General features: G+C 72.1%; 5 protein-coding genes (1 of these 5 running past the window's edge). 4 read left to right on the top strand and 1 reads right to left on the bottom strand.

Annotated elements, in window-relative coordinates:
- Positions 1–419: 419 nt before the first annotated feature.
- Both purN and purH read left to right on the top strand, forming a co-directional pair.
- On the top strand, positions 420–1,016 hold the full coding sequence (gene purN / locus FPZ11_RS08975) for a phosphoribosylglycinamide formyltransferase (RefSeq protein ID WP_146320172.1): 597 nt from the start codon (positions 420–422) through the stop codon (positions 1,014–1,016).
- Positions 1,013–2,626 (top strand): bifunctional phosphoribosylaminoimidazolecarboxamide formyltransferase/IMP cyclohydrolase, encoded by a 1,614-nt coding sequence (gene purH / locus FPZ11_RS08970; protein ID WP_146320170.1) that lies wholly within the window; start codon positions 1,013–1,015, stop codon positions 2,624–2,626. Before purN ends, purH begins: the two co-directional genes overlap by 4 nt.
- 542 nt (positions 2,627–3,168) lie before the next feature.
- On the opposite strand, the gene FPZ11_RS08965 is transcribed toward purH, so the two are convergent.
- The gene (locus FPZ11_RS08965; protein WP_146320168.1) at positions 3,169–3,999 is read right to left on the bottom strand and encodes a hypothetical protein; all 831 of its coding nucleotides are present in this window, start codon (positions 3,997–3,999) and stop codon (positions 3,169–3,171) included.
- Here FPZ11_RS08965 and FPZ11_RS19510 point away from each other — a divergent pair.
- Positions 3,983–16,045 (top strand): beta strand repeat-containing protein, encoded by a 12,063-nt coding sequence (locus FPZ11_RS19510; RefSeq protein WP_210415996.1) that lies wholly within the window; start codon positions 3,983–3,985, stop codon positions 16,043–16,045. The two genes, FPZ11_RS08965 and FPZ11_RS19510, sit on opposite strands and share 17 nt — an antisense overlap.
- Positions 16,020–22,586, top strand: partial view of a hypothetical protein gene (locus tag FPZ11_RS19490; protein ID WP_367889442.1) — the 5' portion only. The gene runs 13,635 nt beyond the window's last position; the window shows 6,567 of its 20,202 coding nt (coding positions 1–6,567); it begins with the start codon at positions 16,020–16,022; the stop codon falls past the right edge of the window. The genes FPZ11_RS19510 and FPZ11_RS19490 overlap by 26 nt, the downstream gene beginning before the upstream one ends.

Here is a 22,586-nt window from a genome sequence, read left to right as displayed (position 1 = left end):
CGGGTCGGCGTCCCCGACGCGAACCTGCGACAGGCTGTGCCGACGCAGCGGACCCCATGTCGCGCTGATCGCTTCGGGGTCGGACGTCGACCACTTTGTGTACTCCGACGGCTCCGTCCACCTCGATGAGGGTGGCCGCACCCGGGTCGGGGACCGCTCCAGCCGCCACCAGCGGATCAAGTGCGCGCATCCGCTCGGCGTGGTGGAGGGTCAGCGATTCGAGGTTCGGAGCGGAAGGCATCCAGCGACGGTACCGCGCACGGCCGACGGCGGCACGGCTCGAGCAGGGCCGCCTCGATAGCTCCCGCGCACGACAGGCGCCCCCCGAATCGGGCTGGGGAGAATCGGCGCGACGCAGCGGGCCGGCAGCGGCGCTCCCCGCGTGCTCATCCGCGCATCGGCCCCGGTAGGCTGGTGACGTGCTCTCGCTCGTCGTACTGGTCTCTGGCCAGGGGTCCAACCTGCGTTCACTGCTGACAGCGTCCGAAGATGCCGAGTTCCCCGCCCGCGTGGTCGCGGTCGGCAGCGACAGAGACGACGCAGGCGGGCTCGCGGTGGCCGAGGAATTCGGCATCCCGACCTTCACCGTGGCGTTCTCCTCGTTCGACGATCGTGCGGAATGGGGGGATGCCATGCTCGAGCAGATCACGCAGTGGCAGCCCGACCTGGTCATCCTCTCCGGCTTCATGCGGCTGTTCCCGCCGCGGGTCGTGGATGCCCTGAGCCCGAACATGATCAACACCCACCCCGCCTTCCTGCCGGAGTTCCCCGGCGCCCACGGTGTGCGCGACGCGCTCGCCGCAGGCGTCGAGCAGACCGGCGCGAGCGTGATCGTCGTCGACAACGGGGTCGACAGCGGACCGATCATCGCCCGCGAACGCGTGCCCGTCGTGCCGGGAGACACCGAGTCGAGCCTGCACGACCGCATCAAGATCGTGGAGCGCCGCCTGCTGATCCAGGCCGTGCTCGACATCGCCAACGCACACATCGACCTGAAGGAGCTGGCCACAGCATGAGCGCGCCGCACGCCGCAGACCCGAGCCTCTACCGCGAACGCGACCTCGTGCAGGTGCGCAGGGCCCTGCTCTCGGCCATCGACAAGACCGGCATCGTCGAGCTGGCCACCGCGCTGAACGCGGCGGGCGTCGAGCTCGTCTCCACGGGCAACACGGCGCGGGTCATCCGCGAGGCGGGCATCGCCGTCACCGACGTCACCGAGCTCACCGGATTCCCCGAGTCGCTCGGCGGCCGGGTGAAGACGCTGCATCCTGCGGTGCACGCCGGACTGCTCGCGGACCTGCGGCTGGAGGACCACGAGCAGCAGCTCGGCGAGCTCGGCATCAAGCCGTTCGAGCTCGTGATCAGCAACCTGTACCCGTTCGCGCAGACCGTCGCCTCCGGGGCCGGCGCGGCCGAGATCGTCGAGAACATCGACATCGGGGGCCCCGCCATGGTGCGCGCCTCCGCCAAGAACTTCGCCAACGTCGCCGTGGTCACCTCGCCGTCGCGCTACGCGGAGGTGGCGGATGCCGTCGCAGCGGGTGGCACGACACTGGCGTTCCGCGCCGAGCTGGCCCGCGACGCGTTCCGCCACACGGCGAGCTACGACGTCGCCGTGGCCACGTGGCTCGGCGGCGAGCTCGCACCGGACGACGCGGGCGCCGAGGGCGAAGGCGCGGGTCTGCCTGCGTGGATCGGGCGCACGTGGACGCGCGAGACATCCCTGCGCTACGGCGAGAACAGCCATCAGGCCGCCGCCATCTACGCCAGCGCCGACGGCAACGGCATCGCGCAGGCCGAGCAGCTCGGCGGCAAGGAGATGTCGTACAACAACTACGTCGACGCCGATGCCGCACTGCGCGCCGCGTACGACTTCGAACTGCCCGCGGTGGCGGTCATCAAACACGCCAACCCGTGCGGCATCGCCGTGACGGGGGAGAACGACGACATCGCGGATGCCCACCGCAAGGCCCACGAGTGCGACCCGACCTCCGCGTTCGGCGGCGTCATCGCGGCCAACCGCACCGTCACGCTGGCCATGGCGCAGTCGGTGAAGCCGATCTTCACCGAGGTGATCATCGCGCCGGAGTACGAGCAGGAGGCGCTGGAGCTGCTGCAGACCAAGAAGGATCTGCGCATCCTCAAGCTGCGGCCCGACTTCGCACTGCCCACCACGGAGGTCAAGCAGATCTCGGGCGGCGCGCTCGTGCAGGAGTCCGACCGGCACTTCGCGCCCGCATCGGAGTGGACGCTCGTGGCGGGCGACGCCGTAGACGAGGCCACGCTGGCCGATCTCGAGTTCGCGTGGACGGCGTGCCGTGCCGTGAAGTCGAACGCCATTCTGCTGGCGTCGAACGGGGCATCCGTCGGTGTCGGAATGGGGCAGGTGAACCGCGTCGACTCGTGCGACCTGGCGGTGAAGCGCGCGGGCGATCGCGCCTCGGGATCGGTGGCGGCGTCGGATGCCTACTTCCCGTTCCCCGACGGTCCGGAGATCCTGATCCAGGCCGGCGTGAAGGCAATCGTGCAGCCGGGCGGATCGATCCGCGACCAGCTCACGATCGACACCGCGAAGGCCGCAGGCATCACGATGTACTTCGCCGGAGAGCGCCACTTCTTCCACTGACGATTGAGGCCTGGTTGAGCACGCTCGCGTGCTCAACCAGGCCGATTGAGTCAGTCGAGCGCGCAGCGCGACTACTGACGATTGAGGCGGAAGCAGAGCACGCTCGCGTGCTCAACCAGGCCGATTGAGTCAGTCGAGCGCGCAGCGCGACTACTGACGATTGAGGCGGGAGCAGAGCACGCTCGCGTGCTCAACCGGGCCGATTGAGTCAGTCGAGCGCGCAGCGCGCCCGCGCGTTGCCGCACATGATTCAGGTCCACGGGGCCGGCCGTCGACACACGGGGTGCGCGAGGGGCCGTTCGACCTGAATGGTGCCCGGGGCACGTGGCGGACGGTGACGAACCGGAGGCGTCGAACCGGCCGTGCCTCGTTCGGGGTCGTGGCGGCCCACCCCCTTTTCGAGGGACAGTCAACTCTGGTGCTCGATCGGCCGATCCGCGCCAGCGCGTGCGACACGCCGTGACGCTCTGAGACGTCGCCTGTGCCGTCGTTTCGTTCAGGGGGAGAAAAGTCATTGCACCCCGCTCCGCGCGGGCTTAGCGTCAGTAGCTGTCGACCAGGGCCGGGTCGCGACGTTGCAGAGCGTCGAGAGCAGCAGGGTCAGTTCGGGGCTGAATCGTGGCACGTGAAGCGCGCACGAGCATGGGCCGAGCCATGGACTCGGCGGTGGTCGGCGCGCGTCGTGGATCGGTGGCCTTCGCGCTGGTCGCCGCGCTGGCGGCACTCGCTCTCGCGCTGGCGCAGAGCGTCGTGATCGGCGGCCCCGCGCAGGCGGCAGAACCGCAGGCATCCTCGACCGTGACACTGCAGGTGCAGGTGCCCCAGCAAGCCGTGACTCCCACTGTCACCCCGACGGCGACACCGACGACGATCACGCGTTCCGGCACCACGACGACCACGCAGCCGGTGGACTCCTCGGTGATCAGCGCGCTGGTGGGCGCGGTGTCGCAGACGCCGAACGGCGTGCGGGCGACGATCGTCCCGCACCAGACGACGACATCGCCGTACGGTTCGAACTGCCACATGACCAAGGGCTCCGCGCCGGCGAGCACGCCGACCACCACGGTGGATCCCACGACGGGAACGGTCACCAGCTCGTCGTCGAGCAGCACCTCGAGCAGCACGCTCGTCTGCGGACCCGGCACGACCGGGCCGGCGACGGTGGGCGGCTCGACGCAGTCCGGGAGCGGGTCGACGCCGACTCCGACCCCGACTCCCACGCCGACCGATTCCTCGACGCCGACGCCCACCGACTCTTCGACTCCCACGCCCACCGACTCGTCCACGCCGACGCCGACAGATTCGTCGACGCCCACTCCGGATCCCGCCTCGACGCCGAGCGCCGACGGCGATGCCGTGCTGCACGGCGGCATGGGCGCCTCGGTCGGCACCCACGTCGTGCGGCTCGACGCACCGGATGCCTCGGGCACCGACACCGGCGCGACCTCCGGCTCGCAGAGCACCCCGGCCGCCGACCCCTCGTCGACCGGCACGTCGGGCTCCGGGCAGGGCACGTCGGACGCCACGTCGCAGCCGAGCTCCTCAGGTGCGTCGGGCGCGTCGGACCCGTCGGGCGCCACGACACCGAGCACGAGCGGTGATGCCGCGACGCCGTCCGGCGCTGCGGCCACCACGCCGGCCGGTCAGGACGGGAGCGGGACGACAACGCAGACCCCGGCGGCCTCTGACGGAACGACCGGCGGTGCCGCGAACGGGCAGCCGGCCGCGACCGGTCAGACCGGTGCGGGCCAGAGCGACTCGACGGCGAGCCAGGACTCGGCGGCGGGCGCACAGGCATCCACCTCCACGACGAGCGGGTCGGCGACGACCACGCCGGGTGCGTACACGTACACCGTGCAGACGACGAGCGCGCCGCACAGCGTGCGCGTGTACGTCGACGGCGGCGACCTCGTAATCGACGACGGCGGTGTGCTCACGCGCGTCGCCATCTCCTCGCTCAGCTCGGCGCTCATCCGCAGTGTCGACGGCCGGGCCGTGAGCCTGACGATCGACACGTCGGCAGGAGCGGTCACGGTGCCGATCACGTTCTCCGGGTCGGGCGCCGACACCGTCGCGGTCGTCGGCAACGATCTCGACTGGACGGCGGACTCGACGACCGGCGGCACCGTCTCGGCCCCGACTCTCGCCGGCGTCGCGTACAGCGGTGTTCGCACGATCGCCGCGACCGGCACGGGCACCTCGCTGCACGGACCGAGCGCCGACACGACGTGGAACGTCACGGGCCACGACTCCGGGACCGTCGCGCAGCAGTCGTTCTCCGGCTTCCAGAACCTGATCGGCGCGGCGAACAACCGGGACACGTTCGTGTTCTCGCCGAACGGCTCGCTCGACGGCATCGTCGACGGCGGCGCAGGCGGCTACGACACGCTCGTGCTGCACGGCGCCGGCGGCACCGTCGTCTCCACCCCGAGCGACCCGTCGAGCGGCACGGTCTCGTTCGGCGGCCACCTCGTGACCTACACCGGACTCGAGCCGGTCACCATCACCGGCGTCACCGACGTGGTGGTCAACCCGGCGACGGCGAACGACACCGTCACGGTCACCTCCGACGGAGCCGGCCACCTCATCGTGAGCTCGCCGGCGATGGAGACCCAGACCATCGACGTGCCGAGCGGGTCGCTGACCATCGCGGCGACGGCATCCGGGGTCGCCGTGATCATCGCGGGCGACCTGCTGCTGCCGGGAGCCCGCATCGAGATCGACGCCGCGAGCATCACCGTCGACCCGGGCGTCACCATCGACACGCGGTCGAACGGGGCCGCGGGCGATGTGACCCTCGCGGCTACGGATGCCGAGACCGGCACGGCGGCATCCGCTGCGGTCTCCGTCGACTCGGCCACGATCCACGGTGGCACCATCACCCTCTCGGCCACGGCCACCCAGACGCCGTCGGCGACGCCGGTCGTCGGCGAGAACGTCGTGAACGCCTCGTCGTCGGCTCTGGTCTCGGTGACGGGATCGGCGGTGCTCGATGCACTCGGGGCGGTCGCGCTCGCCAGCGCATCGACGGTGACGGCGACCGTCGCCTCGACCGGCACGGGCGCCGACTCGGCTGTGGACGCCGCACTCGCCACCGCCGCGATCGACAGCACGGCCACCACGCACGTCGGCGGAACGGCCAGCGTGAGGGCAGGCGGCTCGCTCACCCTCGCCGCGTCGAACAACACAGCAGTGACGACCACCGCGGACGCCACGGCGGCGACCGCGGGAGCGGGTATCGGCGTGACCCGCGTGACGAGCAACACCGCGGCGTACATCGACAGCAACAGCGACCTCGGGGTGAACGCCGGAAGCGTGGATGTCTCGGCCGATTCCGACAACGTGGTCGTCACGGTGGCGAAGGCGAGCCCCGGCGGCTCGACCGGCAACGACCAGTCGCCGTCGGCGACCACGGATGGCAGGGCCAAGGCGCCGGGCGGCACGATCGATGTCGCGGGTGCGTTGGCCTACTCCGACGTGCAGCAGTCGACTCGCGCGTACATCGCCCCGATCAGCGGCGGGCTCGTGATCGCGGTGACCGGCACGACCGGCTCGACCGGTGGCGCACCCGTGAGCGTGCACGCGAGCAACGAGGGCGGCTCGAGCGCCTCCGCGGACGGCAGCGCGGCGGCGAGCGACCCGAACGGCGTCGGCGTGGCCGTCGCGGTGAACAGTGCGAATGTCACGACAGACGCGCACGTGTCCGGAGTGACACTGACGACCCCCGCGCTCGACGTGGCGGCGGCGACCGCGCCCGCGACGGACGGCGCGACGAACACCTTCTCCGCGAGCGCGACCTCCGGTGCGGGTGGCGCGAAGAACGTCGGTGTCGCGGGATCGGTGGCGATCAACGTGGCCACGCTGCAGACGAGCGCTCAGGTCTCGGGCGCGCAGGTGACGGCATCCGGAACCGATGTGGGACTCACGGCGAAGTCGAACGACACCGACCTGGCCACGGCGGCGCCCGGCACGGACGGAACGGGTGCGGCGACCGGGATCGGTGCATCCGTCGCGCTCAACGTCGTGAACGACACGACGACGGCAGGCCTCGCAGTCGGGTCGACGCTGACCGGCGCCCACGACCTGACGCTCGACGCGGAATCCGTGTCGCCTGCCACGACGCTGGCACGCGGCGGCGCGTACTCGACCGACGTGGCGGTGGCCCCGGTCTACGCGCTGACCACCTCGAACGTGCGCACCACGGCGAACACCGACACCGGCTCGCTGTTGACCCTGACCGGTGACTACACCGCGACGGCGCATCAGGTGGCCACAGTCTCCACCACCGCGACGGGTGAGGCGCAGGCGGACGGATCGCTCGGCGTCGCCGTCGCGCAGACCTACGCGAACCAGTCGGTGCAGGCCACGACGCTTCGCGACGTGACGGTGGGCGGCACGTTCAGCCTGACGGCCGACGGCGCCTCGAGTGCAGTGACGAGCGCGACGGCGTCGAACGTGGGCGCGGGCGGAACGGATGCCGCAGGCAGCCCGTCGCCCGCCGACCTCGCCTCCGGCGCTCGCGGCTTCGCGGACGGTGAGGCGCCCACTTCCGGCGGCGGGCTTCCCGGCGGCGCGGGCGGCACCGGCGACAGCCCGGGACCGGGGACCCCGGCAACGCCCGCCGGAACCGTGAGCGTGTCGGCGGCCGTGTCGATCACGGTGCACAGCGCGAGCGCGGATGCCTCCATCGACGGCGTCACGATCATCGCCGACGGCGTGAGCCTGACCGCCACCGAGAACGCCTCGACAGCGACCACCGCGTCGGGCGGCCCGTCGACGCGCGCACCACCGGGAGGCGGAACCAGCATCGCGGCCGCTGTCGCGGTCACTCTCGCCGACGTCACGGTCACCGCGAATGTCGGACCCCACACCGTCATCACCTCCACCACACTCAGCCTCACCGCCGGGGTCGGCCCGACCACCGCATCCGGCGCAGCAGACGCCACCGATCGCTTCAGCACCACCGCCACCGCGGGTGCGGGCAGCGGCGGAACGCTCGGCGTCGCCGGTTCCGTCGCCCTCCAGACCGCGACGGTCACCACCTCGGCCGCCCTTCTGACCAGCGGCGGCATCGGACCCTCCGTCACACTCGGCTCCGCCGGCACGGGCGGCGCGCTCTCCGCTCAGGCGACCTCCGCCGTCGTCTCCACCGTCTCCGCCCTCATGGCGGCGAACGGCACGGGCGGATCGACGGCCGGCATCGGCGCCTCCTTCGCACTCGCCCTCGAGAACGACACGACGACCGCCGCGATCGGCGACGGATCGGACGTCACCGGGGCTTCCGACATCACGCTCTCCGCGCTCGCGCACGACGACGCGACCGCGACAGCGCAGGACGGCGCCTCGTCGGCGAACGTGTCCGTCGCCCCGTTCTCAGCGGTCGTCTCCGCGAACGTCACCACGACGGCCGCGATCGGCACGGGGGCGCTGCTCGCCGCGTCGGGTGCCGTCACCGTGAGCGCGCAGCAGCATGCGACGGCATCCGCTTCCGCGACGGGCGCGGTCCAAGGCGGAGCCACCGCGGCGGTCGGCGCGGGACTCGCCCTCGTGATCGCGACCGACAACGTGACGGCCTCTGTCGCGCGGTCGGTGAGCGCGGCATCCATCACCGTCTCGGCCACCGGAATCAGCGGCAGCACGGCATCGGCCACCGCCTCCGCGTCGGGTGCACCCCAGGGATCCGGCGCCTCGGGCACGGGTGTCGACCAGAACGTGACGGACGCCAAGGGGGCGGCCTCCGGCTTCGCGAGCCAGACCGGCACACAGGGCCCGGGGTCGACGGCGGCACCGAGCGCGGCCACGTCGCAGGGCGGGGTGGATGCCGCGGCCGCCGTCGCGGTGGTCGTCGCGACTCCGAGTGCGACAGCCTCGATCGTCGGCACGGGCGTCGCCCTCACCGCGAGCGGCGCCGTGACGATCTCCGCCGCGCAGAACGCGGACGCCGCCACGACGGCGGACGGATCGGCGGTCTCCACGTCCGACCTCGTCATCGGCGCGGCCGTGGCGATCACGCTGCTGCACGCGGTGAACGAGGCGATGCTGCCCGCCGGCGACTCCGTGCAGGCGGGCGCAGTGACGATCTCCGCGACTGTCGCGGTCGACGGCGCCGACACGGGCTCGACCGTCTCCGCTCAGGCCACCAGCGGTGCGGGCGGCGGCAGCGTCTCGCTCGCCGGGTCCCTCGCGCTCGCGGTGGTCACGCAGCAGACGACGGCGCTGCTCGCGGGCGATGTCGCGCTGACGCCGTCGGGGGCGGGCGCGGTAGCGGTGAGTGCGGCTTCGAGCATGACCTCGACCGTGAAGGCGGAGCCGACCGAGGGTGGCGTGACGGCGACGAAGGCGGGGGTCGGGGCATCCGTCGCCCTCGACCTCGTCACCGACACGACGAGCGCCACGGTGTCGGGCACGGTGAGCGGAGCCGCTTCCATGGCTCTCTCGGCAGTCGCGACGGATGCCGCGACGGCGGAGGCGAAGTCCGGATCGTCGGGCGGCGGGGTCGCCGTCGCGCCCGCCGTGGCGACGGTGCTCTCGAACGTCACGACGGCCGCGGCGCTGCTCGCGGGAGCGACCATCTCCACGACCGGGGCGATCAGCGTGGCCGCGACGCAGAGCGCGTCGGCGTCGACCGTTGCGGGCTCAGCGGTGTCGGATGCCTCGTCGGCGGCCATCGGCGTCGGCCTCGCGCTCACGATCGCGAACCACACGGTGACGGCGACGACTGCCCGCTCGCTGAACGCGGGCGGGGATCTCACGCTGACCGCATCCGGCATCTCGGCGTCGGCCGCCCAGGCCACGGCCTCGGCCGCCGGCGCACCGGGCGCGGGCACCGCAGGCGGTGCGGGATCGGGCGTCGACCAGCAGGTGGCCGATCAGCGCAGCTTCGCCGACAGCACCTCGCAGGCCAACGGCGGCGCCGGGTCAGGGTCGACGAGCACGCCGTCGGCGTCGACGAGCGACGGCGGCGTCGACGTGGCGGCGGCCGTGGCCGTCGTGGTCGCGAACAGCGACTCGACAGCGACCATCGTCGGAAACGGCATCGATCTCACGGCGGCCGGCACCGTCACGCTGGCATCGAGCGCCAACACGGATGCCGCGTCGTCGGCCGACGGCTCGGCCGTGGCACCCGGATCGGCCTCGATCGGCGCCGGGGTCGCCATCACGTTCGTCCACCTCGTCAACCACGCGGTGCTGCCGACCGGCGACACGATCCATGCCCACGCGCTCGTCCTCTCCGCGACCGTCACGCAGAACGGCACGGACGCCACCCACACGTTCGGTGCTCAGTCAGCAGGCGGCGCGGGCGGCGGCAAGGTCTCCGTCGCAGGTTCGCTGGCTCTCGCGACGCTGAGTCTCGACACTCTGGCTCAGGTCGCAGGCACGGTGACGATCGCCGGGGCGGGGGCCGTGACGGTCACGGCGACGAGCGATTCCTCGTCGACAGTGCAGGCTGAGCCGGTCGGGTCGGGAGTGTCGGGCGGCAGTGTGGGAGTCGGGGCATCCGTCGCTCTCGATCTGATCGGAGATTCGACCGTCGCCGCCATCGCCGACGGAGCGGTCGTCACGGGCGTCGGGTCGATCACGCTGAGCGCGACGACGAAGGATGCCGCCAGCGCCGAGGCGAAGATGGGAGCAAGCGGCGGCGGCGTCGCCGTCACGCCGGCGGTCGCCGTGACCCTCGCGAACGTCACCACATCGGCGAGCGTGGGAACACTGGCGGGTACGACGACGCTCACAGGAGGTCTCTCGGTGACGGCGTCCCAGACCGCGACGGCGTCGGCGACGGCGGGCGCCGTGGCGACCGGTGCCTCGACGGCGGCCGTCGGCATCGGCCTCGCGCTGACCATCGCGAACGACGATGTGCATGCCATGACGGCGCGGAGCATCAACGCCGGCGGCGACATCGCGTTCGGGGCGACCGGGCTGTGGTCATCAGTCTCGACGGCGACGGCGTCGGCAGGGGGTGCGCAGCAGGCGTCGGGCGGCGGTGGGTCGAGCGGCTCGGGTGTCGACGACCAGGTCGCGGCCCAGCGGCAGTTCGCCGGAGACACCGCGAAGGCGAACGGCGCGGCAGGCGGCACGAACCCCACCGGCGTCACGTCGACGCCGTCTGCGTCGACCTCGGGCGGCAAGATCGACGCCGCCGCTGCCGTCGCGATCGTGGTGGCCACGCAGAGCTCGACGGCCACCGTCTCGAACTCGGTCAGCGGCCTCACTCTCACCTCGGCCGGAACCGTGTCGCTCTCCGCGCAGCAGAACGCGGATGCCGACACCTCGGCAGACGGCTCGGCGTCCAGTGGCGGGTCGGCGGCGATCGGCGCGGCCGTGGCGATCACCCTCGCCGACGTCACGAACACCGCCGTGCTTCCGCAGAACGTGACCGTGCACGCGAAGGCCCTGAGCCTCTCGGCGACCGAGGCCGCGAACGGCACGGATGTGATCTCCGGCTACGGTGCCCGATCCGTCAGCGGTGCAGGCGGGGGCAACGTCTCGGTCGCGGGATCCCTCGGCCTCGTCATCGTCAACCAGACAACGACGGCCCAGCTCGCCGGCGTCGCCGCGTTGACCGGCGGTGACGCGACGATCGCGGCGGGCAGCGACGCGACGACGACAGCGGACGCGCTGCCGACGGGCGGCGGAGTATCGCCAGGCACTGTGGGAGTCGGCGCGTCGGCAGCCCTCGCCATCGTCACGGACCAGACCACGGCGACGATCGCGAACGGCGCGGCCCTCACCGGTGCGGCGAACGTGACGCTCACAAGCACGGCGGCGGACGCCGTGACCGCGCGGGCGCAGATGGGCGCGTCCGGCGGCGGCGTCGACGTCGCTCCGGCGGTGGCCGTGGCGCTCTCGACCGTCACCACGCTCGCCACCATCGGCACGGGAGCGACGCTCACGGCGAGCGGTGACCTCGTCGTGCGCGCGACGCAGAACGCGTCGGCGTCGAGCACTGCCGACGCCTCGGTCGGCGGCGCATCGACGGCGGCGGTCGGTGTGGCCCTCGCGCTCACCATCGCCGACCACACCGTGACGGCGACGACGGCACGTTCGATCACGGTCGGCGGAGCCATCGCGCTGCAGGCGACGGGCACCTCGGCCTCGGCCTCGTCGGCCACGGCGTCGGCATCGGGCGCCACGGACAACTCATCGTCGGGTGGTGCGGGCGGCAGCGGCGACGGCGTCGACCAGCAGATCGCGGGAGAGCGCACGCACGCCGACGACACGGCATCCGCGAACGGCGGGGCCGCCTCGGGCAGCACAGCGACGCCGAGCGCGTCGACCTCGAGCGGCAAGGTCAACGTCGCGGCAGCGGTCGGCGTGGTCGTCGCCACGGTGAAGTCGACCGCGACGATCGTGGGCACGGGCATCACCCTCGCCGCCGGCGGAACCGTCACCATCGCGGCGAGCCAGAACACCGACGCGGGCAGCGCCGCCGACGGCACGGCATCCCAGGGCGCGACGGCGACGATCGGCGCGGCCGTCGCCCTGACCCTCGCCGATGTCGACAACACGGCGTCGCTTCCCGCGGGCAACACGGTGCACGCGCACGGCCTCACGGTGAGTGCGACGGAGACCGTCAACGGAACGGATGCCACCAGCACCTACGGCGCGCAGTCCGCGAGCGGGGCGGGCGGCGGCACAGTCTCCGTCGCGGGGTCCGTCGCTATCGCGATCGTCAACCAGAACACGACGGCGCTTCTCGCGGGGACCGCGACCCTCACCGGCGGGGACGCGAGCGTCACGGCGGGCAGCTCGGCGGCATCCACCGTGCGAGCCGAGCCCTCTGCGGGCGGCGTCTCCGGCGGCAAGGTCGGCGTCGGCGCCTCCGTGGCACTGAACCTCGTCACCGACAGCACCGTCGCCACCGTGGCGGACGGATCGGCGTTCAGCGGGGCGGGCGATGTCACGATCACCAGCGCGGCGACGGATGCCGCCACCACCGAGGCGAAGATGGGTGCCGCAGGCGGTGGCGTCGACCTGTCACCGGCCGTCGCCGTCACGCTCTCCACGGTCACGACCCGGGCGACGGTCGGCACCGGCGGCCTTCTGCAGCTGGGCGGTGCCTTCGCAGCGACGGCGACGCAGAACGCGTCGGCATCGACGACAGCCGGCTCCGTCTCGACGGGAGCTTCGAGCGCGGCGGTCGGAGTCGGCCTCGCCCTCACCCTGTCGAACCACACGGTGGGCGCCACGACGGCACGATCCATCACGGCGGGCGGCGACCTCTCGCTGACGGCGTCCAGCACCTCGTCCTCCGCAGCACAGGCGTCGGCGTCCGCCGCCGGCGCTCCCGGGAGCAGCGGGTCGGGCGGTGCCGCAGGCGATGGCGTCGACAGCCAGCTGCAGAAGGAGCGCACGAACGCTGACGACACCTCGGCCGCGTCGGGCGGAGCGACGTCCGGGTCGACGGCCACGCCGAGCGCGTCGAGCTCGCAGGGCAAGGTGAACGTCGCGGCGGCGGTCGCCGTCGTCGTCGCCACGGTGAACGTCACCGCCACCGTCGTCGGCACCGGTCTCACGCTGAGCTCCGGCGGCACCGTCACCCTCGCGTCGAGCCAGAACACCGATGCGGGCACGAGCGCCGACGGTTCGGCCGTCGGAGCCTCGAGCGCCGACATCGGAGCCGCCGTCGCGATCACGCTCGCGAACGTGAACAACACGGCGACGCTGCCCGCCGGTGACTCGGTCGTCGCGCACGCCCTTGTCGTGCAGGCGACCGAGACGGTGAACGGAACGGATGCCGTCAGCACCTACGGCGCGCAGTCCGCCAGCGGCGCTGGCGGCGGCAACGTCTCCGTCGCCGGCTCGCTCGCCCTGGAGATCGCGAACCAGCACACCGCCGCCGTCATCGCGGGCAGCGTGAACCTCGGCGGCGCGGGCGCCGCCGCCGTCACGGCGGGCAGCGCGGCATCCAGCACGGTCAAGGCGGAGCCGACGCCCGGCGGCGTGTCGGCATCGAGTGTGGGCGTCGGGGCATCCGTCGCGCTCGCCATCATCACGGACACGACGGCATCGTCCGTCGCAGGCACCGCGACATTCACGAAGACCGGCGACCTCACGCTGACGAGCACCGCGAACGACGATGCGGTCGTCGAGGCCAAGATGGGCGCCGCAGGCGGCGGGGTGAGCATCACGCCTGCGGTCGCCGTGGCGCTGTCGACAGTGACCACGAGCGTGCACGTCGATGCGGCATCCGGGGCGCTGAGCATCTCCGGATCCTTCGACGCCTCCGCCACTCAGAACGCGTCGGCATCGACGACCGCTGGGGCCGTGGCGACCGGCGGCACCGCTGGCGTCGGCGTCGGACTCGCCCTGACGATCGCGGATCACTCTGTGACGGCGTCGACCGACCGTTCGATCACGGCGGGCGGCGACCTGGCGTTCGCCGCGTTCGGCAGCTCGGCATCGGCGGCGCAGGCTTCCGCATCCGCGGGCGGTGCTCCCGGCGACTCCAGCGCCGGTGGCGGTGCGGGCGACGGCGTCGACCAGCAGATCGCGAACGAACGCACGAACGCCGACGAGACAGCGGCGGCGAACGGCGGTGCGAAGTCCGGATCGACCTCGACCCCGAGCGCATCCACGTCGGGTGGCAAGGTCAACGTCGCAGCGGCCGTGGCCGTCGTGGTCGCCACGGTGACCTCCACGGCCACCATCGATCACAGCGGTCTGACGCTGACGGCAGGCGGACGGGTGACTCTGGCATCGAGCCAGAACACCGATGCGGGCACGAGCGCCGACGGGTCGGCGGCCGGGGCGTCGAGCGCGAACATCGGCGCCGCCGTCGCCATCACACTCGCCGACGTGGACAACACGGCGCTCGTGCCCACCGGCGACACGATCAAGGCGCACGATCTCACGGTCTCCGCCACCGAGACCGCCGTTCCGCAGAACGGGGGCGGCACGGATGCCACGAGCACCTACGGCGCGCAGTCCGCGTCGGGCGCAGGCGGCGGCAACGTCTCCGTGGCAGGCTCCCTCGCACTCGCCGTGGTCAACCAGCACACGACGGCCGAGCTGGCGGGCACGGTCACGCTCGGCGGCGGCGACGCGAGCGTGACGGCGGGAAGCGCGGCATCCACGACGGTGAAGGCGGAGCCGACTCCGGGCGGTGTGACGACGTCGAAGGTGGGCGTTGGTGCCTCTGTCGCGTTGAACCTCATCACCGACACCACGATCGCCTCGATCGACAACGGTGTCGCGCTCACCGGCGCACGCAACGTCACCCTCGGCAGCACGGCAAGCGATGACGCCCTCACCGACGCGAAGATGGGCGCATCGGGCGGCAGCGTGGACATCGCGCCCGCAGTGGCTGTCACACTCTCGACCGTCACGACACAGGTCGTGGTCGGCACGCTCGGCGCGATCCTGTCGCTCAGCGGAGACTTCAGCGGATCGGCCGCCCAGAACGCGTCGGCGAACACGTCGGCGGGCGCCGTCGTCGCCGGGGGAAGCACAGCAGCTGTCGGCGTCGGACTCGCGCTCACCGTGACCGACCACACGGTCGCCGCCACCACGGCACGGTCGATCACAGCGGGCGGCGATCTCTCACTGAGCGCGTCCGGAGCGTCGGCCTCCCGCCGCGGCGGGCCAGGCATCGGCATCGGGTGCGCCGGAGAACAGCGCTGCCGGTTCCGGTGGTGCGGGCAGCGGCGGTGGTGCGGGCGACGGTGTCGACCAACAGATCCAGACGGAGCGCACGAACGCGGACGACACGGCGGCGGCCAACGGCGGCGCGAAGTCCGGATCGACCGCCACGCCGAGCGCCTCCACCTCCAGTGGCAAGGTCAACGTCGCGGCCGCGATCGGGGTCGTCGTCGCGACAGTGACAGCATCGGCGACCGTCGTGGGCACGGGCATCACGCTCAAGGCCGGTGGCACGGTGACGTTGGCGTCGAGTCAGAACACCGACGCCGCCTCTGCGGCAGACGGCTCGGCATCCCAGGGTGCGACGGCCACGATCGGCGCCGCCGTCGCGATCACGCTGGCCGACGTCACCAACTCCGCGGTGCTGCCGACGGGCGATGCCGTCAACGCGCACGCTCTCGTCGTGAGCGCGACCGAGACCGTGAACGGCACCGATGCCACGAGCACCTATGGCGCGCAGTCCACGTCGGGTGCCGGCGGCGGCAAGGTCTCCGTTGCGGGGTCGCTCGCCCTCGCGGTGATCAACCAGCACACGACGGCCGAGCTGGCAGGCACCGTCACCCTCGGCGGCGGAGACGCGAGCGTGGTGGCGGCCAGCGCAGCAGCCAGCACTGTGAAGGCGGAGCCCACACCGGGCGGAGTGAGCTCGACGAACGTCGGGGTCGGGGCATCCGTCGCCCTCAATCTCATCACCGACACCACGACGGCCACTCTCGACAATGGCGTCGCGCTCACCGGCGCGCGCAACGTCATGCTCAGCAGCACGGCTCAGGATGACGCTCTGACCGACGCGAAGATGGGGGCGTCGGGTGGCAAGGTCGACATCGCACCCGCCGTGGCGATCACCCTCTCGACGGTGACCACCGCGGCCGTGATCGGGACGCTCGGCGCCGGTCTTTCGGCATCGGGCGACGTCACGTCGTCGGCCACGCAGAACGCGTCGGCGAACACCTCGGCCGGCGCGGTGGTGGCCGGTGGGACCACGGCCGCCGTCGGCGTCGGGTTGGCGCTGACCGTCGCGAACCACACGGTGAGCGGCACGACGGCGCGGTCGATCGCGGCGGGCGGCGGCATCACGTTGAGCGCTTCGGGCATCTCGTCGTCGGCGGCATCGGCACAGGCATCGGCGTCGGGTGCGCCGGAGAACAGTGCTGACGGCGCGGGCGGCGCGGGCAGTGGCGGTGGCGCGGGCGGCGCGGGCAGTGGCGGTGGCGCGGGCGACGGTGTCGACCAGCAGATCCAGAAGGAGCGCACGAACGCCGACGACACGGCAGCGGCCAACGGCGGCGCGAAGTCCGGCTCCACGGCCACGCCGAGCGCGAGCTCGTCGAGCGGCAAGGTCAACGTCGCGGCCGCGATCGGGGTCGTCGTCGCGACGGTGGATTCGACGGCCACGATCGTGGGCACGGGCATCACGCTCAAAGCGGGCGGAACGGTGACGTTGTCGTCGAGCCAGAACACCGACGCCGCCTCTGCGGCAGACGGCTCGGCATCCCAGGGTGGGACCGCCACCATCGGGGCCGCTGTCGCGATCACGCTGGCCGATGTGACGAACACGGCCAAGCTGCCGACCGGCGACACGGTGAACGCGCACGGACTGACCGTGAGTGCGACGGAGACGGTCGACGGGAGCGGGCCGACGGCGGATGCGACGAGCACGTATGGTGCGCAGTCGACGTCGGGTGCCGGTGGCGGGAAGGTGTCCGTGGCGGGTTCGTTCGCGTTGGCCGTGGTGAACCAGCAGACGCTGGCCGAGCTGGCCGGTACGGTCACGTTGACGGGCGGTGACGCGAGTGTGGTGGCGGGGAGCGCGGCATCCACGACGGTGAAGGCGGAGCCGACACCGGGTGGAGTGACCTCGACGAACGTCGGAGTCGGGGCTTCGGTCGCCCTTGCGCTGATCGAGGACGACACGACGGCGGTGCTCGACAACGGCATCGCGATCACGGGCGCTCACGACATCAGCCTCACGTCGACGGCGAACGACGACGCGGTGGTCGAGGCGAAGATGGGTGCCGCGGGCGGCAAGGTCGACATCGCTCCCGCCGTGGCCATCGCGCTGTCGAACGTGACGACGCAGGCGCTGATCGGCACATTCGGCGGAACGCTCTCACTGAGCGGCGATCTGACCATCGCGGCGACTCAGAAGGCGAGTGCCGCGACGAACGCCGGTGCCGTCGTGACGGGCGGCTCGTCTGCTGCGGTCGGCGTCGGTCTCGGGCTCACGATCGCGAACCACACCGTCACCGCGACCACAGCACGCAGCGTGAACGCAGGCGGGAACATCACGCTGAGCGCCTCGAGCGAGTCGGCCTCGGCAGCGACGGCGCAGGCATCGGCCGCAGGATCCCCGGAGAACAGCGCCGACGGCTCGGGCGGTGCGGGCAGCGGCGGTGGTGCCGGCGACGGCGTCGACAGCCAGGTGCAGGGGCAACGCGACTTCGCCGATCAGTCAGCGGCCGACAACGGTGTGAAGGGCACGGGCTCGGCGAGCACGCCGAAGGCGACGACCTCGAACGGCGGCGTGAACGTGGCGGCGGCCATCGGCGTCGACCTCGCGACGATCAGCGCGACCGCCACGATCGTGGGAACCGGACTGGATCTGAAGGCCGGCGGAACGGTGACGTTGGCGTCGAGCCAGAACACGGATGCCGCCAGCTCGGCGGACGGTTCGGCGACGCAGGGTGGCACCGCGAATGTCGGTGCCGGGGTGGCGATCACGCTGGCCGACGTGACGAACACGGCGGTGCTGCCGGAGAACGACACCGTGCACGCGAAGAGCCTCGTCGTCTCGGCGACGGAGACCGTGGATGGCGCCGATGCCACCAGCACGTATGGTGCGCAGTCGACGTCGGGTGCCGGTGGCGGGAAGGTGTCCGTGGCGGGTTCGTTCGCGTTGGCGGTGGTCGATCAGACCACGTCGGCCGAGCTGGCCGGTACGGTCACGCTGACGGGCGGTGACGCGAGTGTGGTGGCGGGGAGCGCGGCATCCACGACGGTGAAGGCGGAGCCGACTCCCGGCGGGGTGACCTCCACCAATGTGGGCGTCGGGGCTTCGGTCGCCATCGCGCTGATCGAGGACGACACGACGGCGGCGCTCGACAACGGCATCGCGATCATCGGCGCAGGCAATGTCTCGCTCACCTCCACCGCCGACGATGCTGCGGTGGTCGAGGCGAAGATGGGTGCCGCGGGCGGCAAGGTCGACATCGCTCCCGCCGTGGCCATCGCGCTGTCGAACGTCACCACGTCCGCCTCGCTGGGCACCTTCGGCGGCCCATTGCAGCTGAGCGGGTCGCTGACCGTGAGCGCGGCCCAGAAGGCGAGCGCCTCGACCACCGCCGGTGCCGTCGTCAGCGGCGGATCCTCTGCTGCGGTCGGTGTCGGTCTCGGGCTCACGATCGCGAACCACGCCGTCACCGCGACCACAGCACGCAGCGTGAACGCCGGTGGGAACATCACGCTGAGCGCCTCGAGCGAGTCGGCCTCGGCAGCCGGCGCGCAGGCATCCGCGTCGGGTGCGCCGGAGAACAGCACGGACGGTTCAGGCGGTGCGGGCAGCGGCGGTGGTGCCGGCGACGGCGTCGACAGCCAGGTGCAGGGCCAGCGCGACTTCGCCGATCAGTCAGCGGCGAACAACGGCGTGAAGGGCACGGGCTCGGCGAGCACGCCGAAGGCCACCACGTCCGACGGCGGAGTGAACGTCGCCGCGGCGATCGGCATCGATCTGGCCACCGTGACGGCGACCGCCACCATTTCGGGCGCTGGTCTCGACCTCACGGCCGGCGGCACGGTGACGTTGTCGTCGAGCCAGAACACGGATGCCGCCAGCTCGGCGGACGGTTCGGCGACGCAGGGTGGCACCGCGAACGTCGGTGCCGGGGTGGCGATCACGCTGGCCGACGTGACGAACACGGCGGTGCTGCCGGAGAACGACACCGTGCACGCGAAGAGCCTCGTCGTCTCGGCGACGGAGACCGTGGATGGCGCCGATGCCACCAGCACGTATGGTGCGCAGTCGACGTCGGGTGCCGGTGGCGGCAAGGTCTCCGTGGCGGGTTCGTTCGCGTTGGCCGTGGTGAACCAGCAGACGCTGGCCGAGCTGGCCGGAACCGTGACGCTGACGGGCGGTGACGCGAGTGTGGTGGCGGGGAGCGCGGCATCCACGACGGTGAAGGCGGAGCCGACACCGGGCGGAGTGACCTCGACGAACGTCGGAGTCGGGGCGTCCGTCGGGCTCGCCCTCATTCAGGACACCACGACCGCGACCCTCGACGACGGCATCGCCCTCATCGGTGCTCGCAACGTGACGCTGACGGCGACCGCCAGAGACGACGCCGCGACAGAGGCGAAGATGGGCGCGACGGGCGGCAAGGTCTCCGTCGCCCCTGCCGTGGCGATCACGCTGTCGAACGTCACCACCACCGCGCGCATCGGCTCGCTGCCGAAGGCCATCCAGCTCAGCGGCAACCTCGCAGCGCAGGCGACGCAGATCGCGAGCGCCTCGAGCACCGCCGGAGCCGCGACGGGCGGATCGTCCTCGGCGGCGATCGGCGTCGGGCTCGGCCTGACGATCGCGAACCACACCGTGAGCGGAACGACCGACCGCAGCATCGTGGCCGGTGGCGACGTGACGCTGTCCGCGTCCGGCGTCTCGGCCTCCGCCGCAGCGGCGCAGGCGTCGGCGTCGGGAGCGCCGGAGTCGAGCGGTTCCAGCGGTTCCAGCGGTGACGGCGTCGACAGCCAGGTGCAGGGTCAGCGCGACTTCGCCGACCAGTCGGCCGCGAACAACCACGTCGCGGGCTCTGGCGGCACCTCGACGCCGAGCGCCTCGACGAGCGACGGCAAGGTGAACGTGGCTGCGGCCATCGCCATCACCATCGCGACGGTCACCGCGACGGCGACCATCGAGCACGATGGTCTCGACATCACGGCGGGCGGACTGGTCACCCTCGCCTCCAGTCAGAACACCGACGCCGCGACCGACGCAGACGGTTCCGCCTCGCACGGAAGTTCGGCCACGGTCGGCGCCGCCGTCGCGATCACGCTCGCGAACGTGACGAACACGGCGCGACTGCCGCAGGGCGACACCGTCCACGCGCACGCACTCACGGTCAGTGCCACGGAGACGCCGTTCACGACGTCGACGGGCGGCACGGATGCCACGAGCACCTATGGCGCGCAGTCCGCCAGCGGTGCGGGCGACGGCAAGATCTCCGTCGCCGGTTCGTTCGCGCTTGCCGTGGTCAATCAGACCACCCTCGCCGAGCTCTCCGGTGTCGTCACGCTGACCGGCGGCGATGTCGCGATCACGGCCGGCAGCAACGCGACGAGCACGGTGAAGGCGGAGCCGACACCGGGCGGGGTGAGCGCGAGCGATGTCGGCATCGGGGCATCCGTCGCTCTCAACCTGGTCACCGACACCACGACGGCGCTGCTCGACGACGGCATCACGGTGACCGGTGCCCATGACTTCACCCTGACGGCTCGTGCCGGAGACCTCGCCACGACCGAGGCGAAGATGGGTGCGCAGGGCACGGGAAGCGCGAAGGTCGCGGTGACCCCGGCGATCGCGATCACCATCTCCAATGTCGTCACCTCGGCGCAGATCGGCACGATCACGACCGGAGGACTCGTCATCAGCGGGTCGTTCGCAGCGAACGCCTACCAGACCGCGGGCGCCACGAGCTCGGCGGGTGCCGTCGCGGCCGGCGGATCGTCAGCGTCGGTCGGCATCGCGCTCGGCCTCAACCTCGTCACGCACACCGTCACCGCCACGACGGGCCGCAACATCACGGCGGCCGGAGCGATCGCATTCGGCGCGTACGGATCCTCGGCCGACGGCGCAGCGGCGAGTGCATCGGCCAGCGGCGCACCGGGCACGAGCAGTCAGAACGCTCCCTCCGGCGACGTGGATCAGCAGGCCCAGTCCCAGCGCGACTTCGCCAGCACCACCGATCAGACGTACAAGGGTGCGGGCTCGACGGGCAGCCCGAACCCGTCGGCATCCACCTCAGACGGCAAGGTCGCCGTGGCCGCCGCCATCGCCATCAACGTGGCCGATGTGACCGCAACGGCGACGCTGCCGAACGGGCTGACGCTCGTCGCAGGCGGCGCAGTGAGCCTGAGCAGCTCGGAGAACGCCGACGGCACGGTCAAAGCCGATGGCACCGCCGTTCAGGCGTCGGACGTCGGAGTCGGCGCCGCCGTCGCCCTGAACCTCGTGACCCTCGTGAACGAGGCCTACCTCGGCGATGGCACCACCGTCACGGGCAACGGCTTCACCGAGTCGGCGACAATGACGAACGTCGGCGGTGACACCACGCACACCTTCGCGGTCGAAGCAGATGCCGGCGCCGGTTCGAAGGACATCGGCGTGGCAGGCGCCGTCGCCCTGAACCTCGTGACCGACAACACGGAGGCGTATGTGCCAGGCACCGCCGTCGTATACGCGGGCACCGGCGACGTCGCGTTGACGGCCCAGAACGTGCGCACCGACTCCGCGACCGCGAAGGCGGACGCCTCACTCGGCGGCGGAGGCAAGGTCGGCGTGGGCGCGTCCGTCGCCATCAACGTGCTCACCACGAACGTCACACGAGCAGAGGTCGTCGACGGCGCCGTGCTCACCGGAGGGCGCGACGTGACGCTCAGCGCGACGGCGGCCGACCCGGTGACGGCCGTGGTCACGGCCGGCTCCGCGGGCAGCAGCGTGGCGGTGAGCCCTGCGGTCGCGATCAACGTCGTGTCGCCGGTGACGATCGCCCATCTCGGTGCGCCTTCGGCCGCGGGAGGCGGACTCGTCGCGACCGGAGCGGTGACGATTGCGGCGTCGTACACGGGCGGCACGTCGGCGACCGGCGACGCGAACGCGGCCGGTGACGGTGTTGCGGTGGGCGCGGTGATCGCGCTGAACATCCTCACCGTCACGACGACGGCGCGTACCGACCGCAACGTCTCCGGCGCATCCGTCGTGATCAGCGCGGCGACCGTGACGGCGGGCAGCGCCCAGGCGACGGCGAGCGCTCAGGGCGCCGCGCAGAACACGGCAGGCAACTCGGACTCGCAGGCGAGCCAGCAGCTCAACGGCACGCCGAGCACGGCCGGCACGACGGGAACGCTGCCGTCGGCGAGCGACAACGTGAGCAGCGCCAACGGTCAAGCCAGCGGCCAGTCCGGCAAGTCCGGCCAGGGCGTCGGTGTCGGCGCGGCCGTCACGGTCAACTGGGTGGTCGACACCACGACGGCGACGATCCCCGCGGGGCTGACCGTCGTGGCGACCGGCGCACTGGTCGTCGCGGCATCCGATTCGGTGGATGCC

This window comes from Humibacter ginsenosidimutans (assembly GCF_007859675.1).
In the GTDB taxonomy this organism is placed as follows: domain Bacteria; phylum Actinomycetota; class Actinomycetes; order Actinomycetales; family Microbacteriaceae; genus Humibacter; species Humibacter ginsenosidimutans.
Note: the sequence above shows the minus strand (reverse complement) of the source record. Positions and strands in the feature narration are given on the sequence as shown.